Raw genomic sequence first — 13,772 nt, forward strand, 5'->3', positions numbered from 1 at the left:
TCGCGGCGGACCCCCACCGCTCCCTCGCTGAACGCCGTCGCCGGCCACCGACGCCGCCCCCCCCCCCCCCCCCCCCGGTGCCGTTCGAGGGATGCGACCCACAGTTTGACAATGGCACGTCAAAGGGGATACCTGGGCATGGCGCTCCCCCACGAGCGCTCCCCCACCCCCCGGGAGACCCCTTGCCACCCCTCCCCGCCCCCGCGTCCGCGCGCCTGCGCTTCGGCCACCGGCTGCGCCACTGGCGCGAGGCCCGCGGACTCAGCCAGGCCGAACTCGGCCGCCTGCTCGGCTACCACAACTCACTGATCAGCCGAGTGGAGAACGCCCGCCGCTGGCCACCCCCTGGACTCCCCGCCCGGGCCGACGAACTCCTGCTCACCGGAGGCGAGTTGGCAGCCCTCTGGCAACCCGTCCGGCAGGAGCGGGAGCACCTCGGCGAACTCGCCGCCCCGGCCCTGCCGCCCCTCGGCGAGAGCGGCACAGGGCCCCCGACGGGCCGACCGGACGCCGCCACCTTCGCCGTGCTCGGCCACCTGCTCGACGTCTACCGCGCGGCCGCCACCCACACCGGCGGCGAACAGCTCGCCACCGTCCTCGAACACCACGCCCGCACCCTGGCCGCCTGGCAGCACGCCGCCCCGCGCGAAACCGCCCCCGCCGTCCGCTCGCTCGCCGCCCGCTACGCCGAACTCGCGGGCTGGGCCCACTTCGAGGGGGACCGCCGCACCCGCGCGCTCGGCTGGTACGCGGCCGGGCTGGAGTGGGCCCGCGCCGCCGACGACCAGCCGACCGCGGCCGCCCTGCTCGCCCGGCAGAGCACCCTGCACTGGTGGAGCGGCGACCCGGCCACCGCCCTCGCCCTGGCCGAGGCCGCCCACGCCACCGCCCGCGCCCTGCCCGGCCTGCGCGCCTGGGCCGCCCTCGCCCAGGCGCACGCCCACGCACTGGCCGGCGCGGCGCCCGAGACGTGGCGGGCGCTGGCGGACGCCGAACGGCTGACCGAGGCCGCCCTGCGGGCCGGCGAGCCGGCGCCCGGGGCCGCCCGGGCCGCCCTGGTGCTGGGCGTCGCCCACGGCACCTGCCACCGGGACCTCGCCGTCCGCACCGGCCACACCGCCCACGCGCACGCGGCGGTGGCCCACCTGGGCGCCGCCCTGGGGCGCCTGGACCAGGCCGCCCACCCGCACGACCACGCGTTGGTCGCCGGCCGCCTCGCCGGGGCGTACGCCCGGGCCGGGCGCCACGAGGCCGCCGCCGCCGTCCTCTCCCGGCTACCGCCGGACGCCACCGGCCGGATCGCCTACGAGCGGCGCCGGGCCCGGGCCTGGCTGGGCGGTTCGACGGCGCACCGGCCCCCGGCGGACGGCTGACCACGGACGGCTGACCACGGACCGCTGACGGCGGACGCGCCGGAGCGCCCGGTGGGGATCCCCCGGGCGCTCCGGTTCTCCGGTTCTCCGGCGGTCGGCGGTCGGCGGTCGGCGTCAGAGCCCGGCCGCCGCCGCGGCGATGTCGGCCGCGTAGGTGCTGACCTTGGTGTAGACGCCCGGGTAGCCGGGCCGGGCGCAGCCGCTGCCCCAGCTGACGATGCCGACCTGGACCCAGCGGCCGGCCGCGTCCCGGTGGACCATCGGCCCGCCGGAGTCGCCCTGGCAGGTGTCGACGCCTCCCTGGTCGACGTAGCCCGCACAGAGTGAGGCCGCGCTGTTCAGGCCCGGGTAGGCGTTGGCGCAGGCGGCGTCGTCGACGAACGGCACGGTGGCCTTGAGCAGGTAGCGCTGCTGCGCGCCGCCCTCGGTCGCGGCGCCCCAGCCCATGATGGTGAAGGTGCCGCTGTCGTAGGCGGTGGAGTCGGTGGTCGGCAGCGTGCTCACCTGGCTGCCGCCGACCGGCGAGGCCAGCTTGATCAGCGCCCAGTCGTCGCCGCTCTCCGCCCCGGAGAAGCCGGGCGCCTGGTACACGTACGACGAGCGGACCTTGACCGCGCTGCCGCTGCGCAGGTCGACCGCGCCGGCGGTCGCGGTGATGCTGGTGTCGGCGCCGGTGCCGTTGACGCAGTGGGCGGCGGTGAGCACGATCTGCGGGGTGTAGAGCGCGCCGCCGCAGCCCATCGAGAGCCGCACCACGAACGGGAACTCGCCCTGCGCCGCCCGCGTGCCGCCGACCACGCCCGGCGAGGGCGCCGAGGGTGCGGGCGAGGCGGCGGCGGGCAGCACGAGCGCGCCGGCGCCGAGCACCAGGGTGGCCAACAGCACGATGAATCTTCCGAATTGACGCTTCATCAGGCTCCTCCATCGACAGGTCGGGGAGCACCGAGGGTGGCCCCGCAGGCGTCACGACAGGAGGGGCCCGGCCCTGCCGGTCGAAACTGGCAGGAACACGGCAATGCGGGGTTCCGGAGGAGGAACCCCTAAGGTGATCGCCCATGCGAGATCTTGTGGCGGGGATGAAGTACCTGGTCGGGGGCCAGAAGTGGGTGGGCCGGCACGGCCGCTGGTGGGGCTTCGGCATGCTGCCCGCGCTGCTCACCCTGGCCGGCTACGCCGTCGCGCTCGTCTTCCTCGGCGGCTGGTCGAAGGACCTCGCCGACTGGGCCACCCCGTTCGCCGACCGCTGGAGCTCGCCCTGGCAGGGCCTGCTGCGCGACGCGCTCGCCGCGATCGCCTTCGGCGGCGGCCTGCTGCTCTCGCTGCTCACCTTCACCGCCGTCACCCTGCTGGTCGGCCAGCCCTTCTACGAGGCGCTGTCCGCGAAGGTCGACGAGACCGAGGGCGGTGCGCCCGCCCCGCCGGAGTCGTCACTGTGGCGCGAACTGGTGATCGCGGTACGGGACAGCGCCTATGTCCTGGTGCGGGTGGCCGCGTTCGGCGTGGTGCTGTTCGCCTGCGGCTTCATCCCGGTGATCGGGCAGACGGTGGTGCCGGCGCTGGGTTTCCTGGTGTCCGGCTTCTTCCTGACCGTCGAGCTCGCCGCCGTCGCCCTCCAGCGGCGCGGGGTGCCGCAGCGCGAGCGGATCCGGCTGCTGCGCGCCCGGCTCGGGCTGGCGCTGGGCTTCGGCACGCCGCTGATCCTGGCGTTCCTGGTTCCGCTGGTGACGGTGCTCGCCATGCCGGGGGCCGTCGCGGGCGCCACCCTGCTGGCCCGGGACCTGGCCCGCGACCTCGCCCTCGACCCGGTCCACGACGCGGCCCCGGCGGGCGAGCAGGAGCCGGAACCGGCGGCGGAGCCGGCCTCCCGGCCCGCCGCCGGAAGCCCGCACGCGACCTCCTGAGGCGGTGACCGGCCGGTCACCCTGCGCCGATCCCGGCCGTCCGGACATGTGAGGCCGCCCACACGGGGTTCGCCGTCTACGGCCCCCGATAGTGGATGGCTGCGGCCAGGGCGTCGGCCGACCACCCGGCGCGGGCTCCCGTCCCGCGCCGGGCCGCCCGGAACACCTCGAAGAACGCAGGCCACCACACCTCGCACCCGCACATTCCGCCCGCGCCACCAGCCTCCGACCTACAAATACGCAAGTCGGATAAATTCTCCCAAAACCATCACCGCGTCTCGCCACGCCCACCCTGCGGCTACTACCCGCCGTAGTGGCAACTGCCTTTGCCACCCGTCCCCGGCCCTGCCAAGAATGGCCCGTCGCCAGGCAGCGCAGCCGGCCCCGTCCGCCGCGCAGCCGACCCGCCCCGCCACTTCCGCCGGGGCACCACGGCCGTCCCGGACGGCCGCGCGGGCCCCGCTCACCCGGACGCCCGTGCGATGCCCCGCACCCGGTGCCACCGGCACGGCCCCCGACGGAAAAGGATTGTCCGCTTCATGCAGCTCAGCCATGCCCGCCGCAACTCCCTGATCACCGGCATCGCCACCCTCGTCGTCGCGAGCGCCGCCACCGCCGCCCTCGCCCTCCCGCAGACCGGGAGCACCACCGAGGCCGCCGCCCCCGCGGCCGCCGTCACGGTGGACGACAAGGCGGCCGCCGACCAGGCCCAGGCTGACACCGCTGCCGCTGCCGCCGCCGACCAGGCCGCCCAGGAAGCCCAGGCGCAGGCCCAGGCCGAGGCGGAGTCCGCCGCCCAGGCCCAGGCCGAGGCCGACGCGAAGGCCCAGGCGGACGCCAAGGCCAAGGCCGACGCGGACGCCGCCGCCTCCCGCTCCCAGGCGCGCCAGAACCTCACCAGCGCCCCGGCCCTCACCGGCAGCCCGCAGCAGATCGCCGCACAGCTCGTCCCGGCCGGCCAGCTCCAGTGCTTCAGCAACATCGTGTCCCGCGAGAGCAGTTGGAACCACCTCGCCGTCAACGCCTCCTCCGGCGCGTACGGCCTGGTGCAGGCGCTGCCCGGCAGCAAGATGGCCTCGGCCGGCTCCGACTGGCGCACCAACCCGGCCACCCAGATCAAGTGGGGCCTGGACTACATGAACTCCCGCTACGGCAGCCCCTGCGCCGCCTGGTCGTTCTGGCAGAACCACCACTGGTACTAAATCGAGGCTGCCAAGCCTCGACCCCCGGGCCCGCGACGCACCACGCGTCGCGGGCCCCGGCGCGTTCCGGCTGTCGTGGACGCGTCCGGCAGGCCGCGTGAAGATATGGCGTACGGTCGTACGATTTGGCGGGGATTGATCGGTATTACGCACCGTCAGGGCTTTGCCACGGTCAGCGCGTCCTCTTACGCTCCGGCGTCATGCCCTCACCCCTCATCAGCGTCGTGCTCCCCGCCTACGACCAGCACGAACAGCTCGCGGACTGCCTGGACTCGCTGCTCGCGCAGTCCCTCCAGGACGTCGAGGTGATCGTGGTCGCCGACCGCTCCCCCGACGCCGCGGGCGAGCTCGTCGACGCGTACGCGGCCCGGCACCCGCGGCTGTCGGTCCTGCACCTCAACGCGGCGGTCGGGGTCGGGGTGAGCCGGAACGCGGGGGCGGCGCGGGCGGCCGGCGAGTACCTGCTGTTCCTGGACGCCGACCACCAACTGCCCCAGGACGCGCTGCGGACCCTCGCCGACCGGCTCGGGCAGACCGGCCCGGTGGACCTGCTGCTGTTCGGCCACTCCCGCCGGCACAACGACCGGGACTGGCCGGGCGGGGCGGAGTCGCTGCTCGCCGAAACCGGCCCCGAGGTGTTCGAGCCCTTCGACCAGCCCGCGCTGTTCGGCGCGCCGCCGCTGGTCTGGGACCGGCTGATCCGCCGCGGCCACTGGGAGGAGCTGCGGCTGGCCTTCCCCGACGGCCGGTACGAGGAGATCCCGGTGGTGCACGCGGCGCTGCTCGGCGCCCGCCGCGTCGCCGTGCTGGCGCGCGAGTGCGTGCAGCTGCGCCGCCGGGAGACCGTCCACCCCACCGGCTCCCCGGGCAGCGGCGTGTTCGACCTCTTCGACCAGTACGAGCGCAGCTTCGCGCTGCTGGAGGACCAGCCGCACCTGTACGCGGTGCGGGACGCGCTGTTCGTCCGGATGATCCGGCACTACCTGTTCGTCTTCGACCTGGCCGGGTGCGTCACCCGCGCCGAGCGGCCGCAGTTCTTCCACCGGGCCGCCGAGCACCACCGGCGCTTCCAGCCGCCCGGCCACCGGCGGCCGGGCGGCCGCGAGGGGATCAAGTTCTCGCTGCTGGCCGGCGGCGCCTACCCGGCGTTCGAGATGGCCAAGCTCTCCCACATCGCCCGCGGCACGCTCACCGGGCGGCGGTGACCGGACTCCGGACGTGTGCGGCCCCGCCTCCGCAGGCGGCGGGGCCTAGGCCCTAGCCGGGCGGCCGCCCGCCGACACCCCATCGGCGGTACCCCGGCCGTGGCCGGTACCCCTGCGGGCGCGCGGCTGCCATGATCGGCCGGAGCCGTCGCCGCACCCGCCCGGAGGTCCCTGGTGAGCCGTCCGTCCGCAGCCCCCAGGGCCGAGCTGGCCCGCGAACTGGCCGCCGTGCTGCGCGGGGAGGTCCGCTTCGGCACCGCCGAGCGGACCGTCTACAGCCACGACGCGTCCAACTACCGGCAGCTGCCGCTCGGCGTGGTCAAACCCGCGGACCTCGACGACGTCCGCACCGCCCTCGCGCTCTGCCGCCGGTACGGCGTGCCGGTGGTGCCGCGCGGGGCGGGCACCAGCATCGGCGGGCAGGCGATCGGCCCGGGCGCGGTGGTGCTGGACTTCCGCCGCCACCTCGGCGCCGTCCTGGACGTCGACCCGCAGGCCCGCACCGCCCGGGTCCAGCCGGGCACCGTGCTGGACGACCTCCAGCGCGCCGCCCGGCCGTACGGGCTGCGCTTCGGCCCCGACCCGTCCACGCACAGCCGCTGCACCCTCGGCGGCATGATCGGCAACGACTCCTGCGGCTCGCACTCGCTCGCCTGGGGGCGCACCTCGGACAACGTCGAGCGGCTGGACCTGCTGCTCGCGGACGGCACCGAGCTGACCGTGGGCGGTCGGCTCACCCCGCAGGAGCGCGCCGCGCTCCGCACCCTGCCCGGGCGGCCCGGTGAACTCCACCGGCAGCTCCAGGAGTTCACCGACCGCAACCTCGCCACCATCCGCCAGGGCCTGCCCGCGCTGCCCCGCCGCACCTCCGGCTACCCGCTGGACGCCCTGCTGCCCGAGCACGGCCACGACCTGGCCCGCGCGCTCACCGGCACCGAGGGCACCTGCGCGCTGCTGCTCGGCGCGACCGTCCGGCTGGTCGAGGAGCCGCCCGCACGCGCCCTGGTGGTGGCCGGCTACCCCGACGAGGGCGCCGCCGCCGACGCCGTCCCCGCGTTGCTGCCGCTCGGGCCGCTCACCGCCGAGGGCATGTCCGCCGACCTGATCGCCGCACTGCTCGCCGCCGGCCCCCGCCCGCCCGCACTGGACCGGCTGCCCGCGGGCGAGTGCTGGCTCTTCCTGGAGACCGGCGGCGCCACCCCGGTCGAGGCCTACCAGGCCGCCCGCCGGCTCGCCGACGCGGTGCGCCGCGAGCGCTCCGCCTCCGTCGCCCTCGTCACCGACCCGGCCGAGCAGCGCCAGCTCTGGGCCGTCCGGGAGGCGGGCGCCGGCATCGTCACCCGGCTGCCCGGCGGCGGCGAGGCCTGGCCCGGCTGGGAGGACTCCGCCGTCCCGCCCGAGCGCCTCGGCGACTACCTGCGGGACCTGCGCGCCCTGCTGCGCCGGCACAGCCTGCGCGGCGTGCCGTACGGGCACTTCGGCGACGGCTGCGTGCACCTGCGGATCGACTTCCCGCTGGACGAGCCCGCCGGGGTACTGGTCTTCCGGGAGTTCCTGGAGCAGGCCGCCGACCTGGTGGTCTCCTACGGCGGTTCGCTCTCCGGCGAGCACGGCGACGGGCAGGCCCGCGGCGAACTGCTGCCCCGGATGTACCCGCCCGACGTGATCGCCCTGTTCGGCGAGTTCAAACGGATCTGGGATCCCGAGCACCTGCTCAACCCGGGGACCATGGTCGACCCGCGCCCGCTCGACGCCGACCTGCGCTTCGTCACCGCCCCGCGCCGCCCGCTGCCGCTCGCCCTCCCGTACGAGCAGGACGGCGGCAGCCTGGCCAAGGCCGTGCACCGCTGCGTCGGCGTCGCCAAGTGCGTGGACCCGAACACCGGGGTGATGTGTCCCAGCTACATGGCCACCGGCGAGGAGCGGCACTCCACCCGGGGCCGGGCCCGGCTGCTGGCCGAGATGCTGCGCGGCATGGCAGCACCTCCCGGCCGCCAGGGCGGCGCGACGATCGCCGACGGCTGGCGCTCGACGGAGGTCCGGGAGGCCCTGGACCTCTGCCTGAGCTGCAAGGGCTGCGCGAGCGACTGCCCGGTCCATGTCGACATGGCGACCTACAAGGCCGAGTTCCTGCACCAGCACTACCGGCACCGCCCGCGCCCGCTCGCCCACTACTCGATGGGCTGGCTGCCGCTCTGGCTGCGGGCCGCCGCCCTCGCCCCCGGCGCCGCCAACACCCTCGCCCGCTCCCCGGCCGCCGGGCTGCTCAAGCGGCTCGGCGGGATCGACCGGCGCCGGGTGCTGCCGGTCCTCCCGCCGGAGACCTTCACCCGCTGGTACCGCCGCCACCGCGCCGCGCACCCGGCCCCGGCGGGGGCACGGCCGGTGCTGCTGTGGCCGGACACCTTCTCCGACCACCTCCAGCCGAACGTGCTGCGCTCCGCCGTCGAGGTGCTGGAGCACCTGGGCTTCGACGTACGGCTGCCCGCCGGCCCGGTCTGCTGCGGCCTGACCTGGTACTCCACCGGCCAACTCGGCACCGCCCGACGGGTGCTGCGGCGCAGCCTGCGGACGCTGGCCGGCGCCGGGCTGCCCGCCGACACCCCGGTGGTCGGGATGGACCCGAGCTGCACCGCCGCCCTGCGCGAGGACCTGCCCCGGCTGCTCGGCCCGGACGGCCGCCCGCTCGCCGAACGCACCCGCACCTTCGCCGAGTTCCTCGACCAGTACGCCCCCGACACCCCGCTCCCCCAGGTCCCGCTGGACACCGTCACCCAGACCCACTGCCACCAGCACGCCGTCCTCGGCAGCGCCGCCGACCGCCGGATCGAGGACCGACTCGGCCTGCACAACCGGGTGCTGGACTCCGGCTGCTGCGGCCTGGCCGGCAACTTCGGCTTCGAGCGGGGCCACTTCGAGGTGTCCGAGGCGATCGCCGAGCGCGTCCTGCTCCCCGAAGTCCGGGCCGCCGCCCCCGACACGGTGGTCCTGGCCGACGGCTTCAGCTGCCGCACCCAGATCGCCCAACTCGCCCAGGGCCGCCAGGCCCTGCACCTGGCGGAACTGATCGCCCGGGCGCTTCGGGAGCGCGATTAGGGCGCGGCGTGCTCGCCGAGGAAGGCCCCGGCGCGGGCCGCGGCCTCCTCCTTCGTCGGGTAGCCGCGGTCGGCCGCGCCGCGCACACCGTCGGCGCCGACGCCCACCCAGCGCCAGCCGCCGGATTCCGCATCCTGCTCCAACTCGGCGGTGCCGCCGAACAGTTCGAGCCCGCCCGGCGGCGCCGCCGGGCGGGCCTCCGGCCACTTCTTCCGGGCGCCCTGCCGGGTGAGCTGATCCACCGCGTCCTGGCGGAGGCCGAGCGCGCCGGCGCCCTGGCGCCCGGCCTCGACCTCGCCGTCGAGACCCGCCGCCTCTCCGCCCTGCTCGACGGCCTCACCCTCCAGGCCGTCCAGCACCCGGACCTGGTCGGCCCGGGCGAACTGCGCGCCGTACTGCGCCGCCACCTCGACACACTGGCCGGACGATGCCCTGACTGATCGCAACGGCCCTGATCCGCCACAGCCCTGATCCACCACGGCCGGTACCCCCCGACCCGATCCGCCGTCGTCGTCAGACCCCGGCGCCGTCAGACCCCGGCGCCGTCAGACCCCGGCGCCGTCAGGCCCCGGCCTTGGCCTCCTCCTCCGTGGCCGCCTCCTCCATGGGCGCCTCCTCTGCGCAGACCGCCGACACGAACTCCGCGACCCGAGCCTGCGGCAGCCCGCGCGCGATGTCCGCCTCGCTGATCATCCCGACCAGCTTGTGCTCCGGGTGGTTGATCACCGGCAGCCGGCGCACCCGGTACTGCTCCATCACCCGTAGGACCTGCTCCGCGTCCTCGTCCGCCTCCACCGTCATCGGCCGGCCCAGGGCCAGCTCGCCCGCCGTCACCCCGGCCGGGTCCCGGCCCTCGGCGACACAGCGCAGCACGATGTCGCGGTCGGTCACGATGCCCAGCAGTTTGTCGTCCTCCCCGCAGATGGGCAGCGCGCCGACGTGCCGTTCCCGCATGATCCGGGCGGCGGCGGCGAGCGTCTCGTGCTCGCGGATGCACTCCGCGCCCGGGTGCATGATGTCGCTGGCTCTGGTCATGGTCCCGCCTCCTGGCCTGGCTTCCGCCCCCCTGTCCATCCTGGTCCGGGCCCGCGGAGGCCGCCACCGGGCACCGGTCAGGCCGCCTGGTCCGGCTCCGCGCGCCCGCCCGGCGCGTCCGCGCCCGGAAGTGGCGACTGGTCCAACAGTTCCTCCAGCGGCGGGAGTTCGTGCTGCGACCGGTCCTGCTCGACCTCCGCCTTCGCTGCCTCCTCCCGCTCCACGGCGGCCCGTTCGGCGGCCTTCGCCGCTGCCGCCGCGGCATTCACCGCGGCCCGCTGCTGGTTGTCCGTCGCGCTGTCCAGGAAGCGCAGCAGCTCCACCGGGAAGGGCAGCACCAGCGTCGAGTTCTTCTCCGCCGCCACCTCCACCACCGTCTGGAGCAGCCGCAGTTGGAGCGCCGCCGGGGTCGCGCTCATCACCGCCGCCGCCTCCGACAACCGGGCCGAGGCCTGGTACTCACCGTCCGCCGTGATGATCCGCGCCCGCCGCTCCCGCTCGGCCTCCGCCTGCCGCGCGATCGAGCGCTTCATCGACTCCGGCAGCGCGACGTCCTTGATCTCCACCCGGTCGATCTGGATGCCCCAGCCCAGCGCCGGGCTGTCGATCATCAACTCCAGCCCCTGGTTGATCGGTTCGCGGTTGGCCAGCAGGTCGTCCAGCTCGCTCTTGCCGATGATCGAGCGCAGCGAGGTCTGCGCCACCTGGGAGATCGCGAACTGGTAGTCCTGCACGTTGACGGTCGCCCTCACCGGGTCCTCGACCCGGAAGTACACCACCGCGTCCACCCGGACGGTCACGTTGTCCCGGGTGATGCCCTCCTGCGCCGGGATCGGCATCGTCACGATCTGCACGTTCACCTTGCGCAACTTGTCCGCGATCGGCAGCAGCGCCACCAGCCCGGGCTCGCGCACCTCCCTGCGCACCCGGCCGAAGCGGAACACCACTCCTTTCTGGAACTGCTGGACGACCCGGACGCTCAGGCCCGCCCAGATCGCCCCCAGCCCGACCAGCCCCCCGATGGCACCCAGCACCGCATCGACGATCATCGCGGCCTCCTTGCGGCCTCGGCGAGGCCTCCTCGCGCACCAGCCAGCCCCGGCCGTCGCCGACCCGGCCCAGCCGGGGGCCGCCGGAGCAGCTGATTCCACGCTACGCCTGCCCGGGCAGGCCGGCGCAGGGCCGATGCGGGGCCAGAGACGGACCGTAGGATCGTGGCCATGCCGCAGTCCGCCGCCGACGACCCCGGCCACCCCCGCCACCCCGCCGAGGCCGCCGCCCGCGCCACCTCGCTCACCGCACTGGACCGCGTCGTCACCGACTGCCGGGCCTGCCCTCGCCTGGTCCAGTGGCGCGAGGAGACCGCCCGCACCAAGCGCCGCGCCTACCTGGACTGGGACTACTGGGCCCGCCCGATCCCCGGCTTCGGCCCGCCCGACGCCCCGCTCGTCCTGGTCGGCCTCGCCCCCGCCGCCCACGGCGCCAACCGCACCGGCCGGATCTTCACCGGCGACCCCTCCGGCGACCTGCTCTACGCGGCGCTCCACGACCTCGGACTCGCCAACCGCCCCGAGTCCGTCCGGTACGGCGACGGCCTGCGCCTGCACGGCGTCCGCATCACCGACCCGGTCCGCTGCGCCCCGCCCGACAACAAGCCCAGCACCGCCGAACGCGACACCTGCCGCCCCTGGATCACCCGCGAACTCCAGTTGCTGCGCCCCACCGTACGAACCGTCGTCGCCCTCGGCGGCTTCGCCTGGCAGGCCCTCCTGCCCGCCCTCGCGCAGGCCGGCTGGCAGGTCCCCCGGCCCCGACCCGCCTTCGGTCACGGCGCCCTGGCCGTCCTTCCCGCCACCGACGGCGGCCCCGCCCTCCAGCTGTACGGCTGCTACCACGTGAGCCCGCGCAACACCAACACCGGCCGCCTCACCACCCCCATGCTCCGCGCCCTGCTCCGCACCGCCGCCCGGTCGGCCGGGCTGGAACCGGCGCCGGAGTAGGCCCGGCGGCACCGACCCCCGTACGGTGCCGCCGGGCCCGCCCCGACCGACCGGGTCTTCCCCGAACCGGCCGGGCCCGCACTCAGTCGAACCGCCGGGTCGCGGTGATCCCGCCGTCCACCGGCAGGGTCACCCCGGCCACGTACGACGCCCGGTCGCTCAGCAGCCAGGCCGCCGCCTCCGCGATCTCGGTGTCCGAGCCCGCCCGGCCCAGCGGGGTCGAGCGGACCACCAGGGCGTCGAACTCCGGGCCGGACGCGAAGAACTGCTCCGTCGAGGGCGTCCGCACCACGCCGGGCGCGACGGCGTTGACCCGGATGCCGTGTCGGGCGTAGTCGGCGGTGGCCGCCTTCACCAGGCCGGTCAGGCCGTGCTTGGCAGCCTGCTGGACGCCGTCCCCGAAGCCGCCGACCAGCGCGCCCACCCCGGAGTTGAGCACCACGGCGCCGCCCCGACCGCCCGCCGCCATCGCCCGCAGCTGGGCCCGCAGGCAGAGCCAGCTGCCGCGCAGGTTGAGCGCGTGGGTGTCGTCCCACTCGGCCTCGGTGCGCTCGGCGAGCGGGGCCGGCGACAGGCCGGAGCCCGCGTTGTCGAAGGCCGCGTCCAGCCGGCCGTACGTCGTGAGCGCCGCCTCGACCGTCCGCTCGGCGCCCTCCGCGGCGGTCAGGTCGGCGACGACGGCCACCGCCCGGGCCCCGCCGGCCCGCAGCTCGGCGGCCAGCGCCTCCACCTCGGCGCCGGAGCGGGCGGCCAGCACCAGCAGCGCGCCCTCCCGGGCGAACAGCCGGGCGGCGGCCGCGCCGATGCCGCGCCCGGCGCCGGTGACGATCGTGACCTTGTCGTCGAGAAGTCCCATGCGGCGAGCCTCCCGGAGCCCCGCCCGGACCACCAGCGGCCAGCCCTTCCCGGGGACGGGCCGACCAGGGACCGGCCGACCGGGGACGGGCCGACCAGGGACGGCCAGGTCCTGGCTAACCCCGCCCGGCTGTGGCAGCGTGACCGCATGCCCGAGACCCCGCTGGGCGCGTTCCTGCGCGCCCGCCGCGCCCGCCTCGCGCCCGCCGAGGCGGGCCTGCCCCCGGCCGGGCGCCGCCGGACGCCCGGGCTGCGCCGCGAGGAGGTGGCGGCCCGTGCGGGCATCTCCGCCGACTACTACGCCCGGCTGGAGCAGGGCCGCCAGCGGGTGCCCACCGGCCCGGTCCTCGACGGCATCGCCGAGGCCCTGCAACTGGCCGGGGCGGAGCGCGCCTACCTGCACCGGCTGGCCGCCCGGCACCGCGCACCGGCCGGGGCACCGCCCGAGCCGCCGGCCGTCTCCGCCACCACCCTGGCGCTGCTGGACACCCTGGACGCCGCGCCCGCCTTCGTCACCGGCCCGACCTTCGAACTCCTCGCCTGGAACCGCCCGGCCGGCCTGCTGATGGCCTGGCCGGAACGGCGCCCGCCCCACGAGCGCAACCTGCTCTGGCAGGTGTTCTGCTGCCCGTACGGGGACCGCTCACAGGGCAACTTCGCGGCCACCGGCTCGATCGGCGCGGACCTCGTCGCCTCGCTGCGCGCCCACCACGCGGACCGCCCGGGGGACCGCGGGCTCACCCGCCTGGTCCGCCGGATGTCCTCGGACAGCCCGGCCTTCGCCGCGCTGTGGGATCGCCACCGGGCCGGCCCGCCCGGCCCCGGCCGGCTCCACATCCGCCACCCGGCACTGGACACCGACGTCCTGGACTACACGGTGCTCGCCCTGCCCGAGGAGGGCCGGTACGTCTTCGTCTGCCTCGCCCCACCCGGCAGCCGCGCCCGCCACGCCTTCGTCGCCGCCCACGACGCGGCCCCGGCCCACGCGGCGCCGACCTAGGTTCAATGCCGGTGACTTTGTGGTCGGTGTCTCGTTGGTTGTGGTGTGGCGAGGGTGGGGCAGGTCAAGGCGCCTGCGAGTGAGCGGATATCGGACCGGATCGCG

At 76.0% G+C, this 13,772-nt stretch carries 13 protein-coding genes; 8 read left to right on the plus strand and 5 right to left on the minus strand.

The genetic code is table 11. The annotated features are described in order from the left end of the window. Positions 1 to 182: 182 nt before the first annotated feature. Complete coding sequence (locus AC07BF_RS16465) at positions 183 to 1,373, plus strand: helix-turn-helix domain-containing protein (protein ID WP_478333524.1); 1,191 nt, start codon at positions 183 to 185, stop codon at positions 1,371 to 1,373. 114 nt (positions 1,374 to 1,487) lie between these two features. Here AC07BF_RS16465 and AC07BF_RS16470 read toward each other — a convergent pair whose 3' ends face one another. Then, positions 1,488 to 2,285, minus strand: coding sequence for a serine protease (locus AC07BF_RS16470; RefSeq protein WP_363581726.1), 798 nt, complete (start codon positions 2,283 to 2,285; stop codon positions 1,488 to 1,490). Between the two features lie 143 nt (positions 2,286 to 2,428). Here AC07BF_RS16470 and AC07BF_RS16475 point away from each other — a divergent pair, with 143 nt between their 5' ends. From AC07BF_RS16475 to AC07BF_RS16490, 4 genes are all read left to right on the plus strand, one after another. After that, positions 2,429 to 3,274 carry an EI24 domain-containing protein gene (locus AC07BF_RS16475; RefSeq protein WP_478333525.1) on the plus strand — a complete coding sequence of 282 codons (846 nt, stop codon included), beginning with the start codon at positions 2,429 to 2,431 and terminating at the stop codon, positions 3,272 to 3,274. Positions 3,275 to 3,813: 539 nt separating this feature from the next. Then, complete coding sequence (locus AC07BF_RS16480) at positions 3,814 to 4,476, plus strand: aggregation-promoting factor C-terminal-like domain-containing protein (RefSeq protein ID WP_363628242.1); 663 nt, start codon at positions 3,814 to 3,816, stop codon at positions 4,474 to 4,476. 200 nt (positions 4,477 to 4,676) lie between these two features. Then, the gene (locus AC07BF_RS16485) at positions 4,677 to 5,681 is read left to right on the plus strand and encodes a glycosyltransferase family 2 protein (protein ID WP_363623655.1); all 1,005 of its coding nucleotides are present in this window, start codon (positions 4,677 to 4,679) and stop codon (positions 5,679 to 5,681) included. Between the two features lie 174 nt (positions 5,682 to 5,855). Further along, positions 5,856 to 8,777 (plus strand): FAD-binding and (Fe-S)-binding domain-containing protein, encoded by a 2,922-nt coding sequence (locus AC07BF_RS16490; protein ID WP_478333526.1) that lies wholly within the window; start codon positions 5,856 to 5,858, stop codon positions 8,775 to 8,777. Here AC07BF_RS16490 and AC07BF_RS16495 read toward each other — a convergent pair. Beyond that, positions 8,774 to 9,124, minus strand: coding sequence for a hypothetical protein (locus tag AC07BF_RS16495; protein WP_478333529.1), 351 nt, complete (start codon positions 9,122 to 9,124; stop codon positions 8,774 to 8,776). The genes AC07BF_RS16490 and AC07BF_RS16495 overlap by 4 nt on opposite strands. Between AC07BF_RS16495 and AC07BF_RS16500 the strand changes: the two genes are divergently transcribed. Further along, the gene (locus AC07BF_RS16500) at positions 9,053 to 9,217 is read left to right on the plus strand and encodes a TetR family transcriptional regulator C-terminal domain-containing protein (protein WP_363581905.1); all 165 of its coding nucleotides are present in this window, start codon (positions 9,053 to 9,055) and stop codon (positions 9,215 to 9,217) included. The genes AC07BF_RS16495 and AC07BF_RS16500 overlap by 72 nt on opposite strands. Before the next feature lie 121 nt (positions 9,218 to 9,338). On the opposite strand, the gene AC07BF_RS16505 is transcribed toward AC07BF_RS16500, so the two are convergent. Continuing rightward, positions 9,339 to 9,812 carry a CBS domain-containing protein gene (locus AC07BF_RS16505; protein WP_363581716.1) on the minus strand — a complete coding sequence of 158 codons (474 nt, stop codon included), beginning with the start codon at positions 9,810 to 9,812 and terminating at the stop codon, positions 9,339 to 9,341. A 77-nt stretch (positions 9,813 to 9,889) separates the two neighbouring features. Next, positions 9,890 to 10,861, minus strand: coding sequence for an SPFH domain-containing protein (locus AC07BF_RS16510; protein ID WP_363581714.1), 972 nt, complete (start codon positions 10,859 to 10,861; stop codon positions 9,890 to 9,892). Positions 10,862 to 11,032: 171 nt separating this feature from the next. On the opposite strand from AC07BF_RS16510, the gene AC07BF_RS16515 reads away from it, so the two are divergent. Further along, positions 11,033 to 11,812: a uracil-DNA glycosylase gene (locus AC07BF_RS16515; protein WP_363581712.1), complete on the plus strand. Its 780-nt coding sequence runs from the start codon at positions 11,033 to 11,035 to the stop codon at positions 11,810 to 11,812. A gap of 82 nt (positions 11,813 to 11,894) precedes the next feature. Here AC07BF_RS16515 and AC07BF_RS16520 read toward each other — a convergent pair whose 3' ends face one another. Continuing rightward, positions 11,895 to 12,668, minus strand: a complete 774-nt coding sequence (locus tag AC07BF_RS16520) for an SDR family NAD(P)-dependent oxidoreductase (RefSeq protein WP_400986959.1) — start codon at positions 12,666 to 12,668, stop codon at positions 11,895 to 11,897. A gap of 147 nt (positions 12,669 to 12,815) precedes the next feature. On the opposite strand from AC07BF_RS16520, the gene AC07BF_RS16525 reads away from it, so the two are divergent. Then, positions 12,816 to 13,667, plus strand: coding sequence for a helix-turn-helix transcriptional regulator (locus AC07BF_RS16525; RefSeq protein ID WP_363581708.1), 852 nt, complete (start codon positions 12,816 to 12,818; stop codon positions 13,665 to 13,667). The last annotated feature ends 105 nt before the right edge of the window (positions 13,668 to 13,772 follow it).

It is taken from the genome of Kitasatospora sp. NPDC043950 (assembly GCF_056435345.1).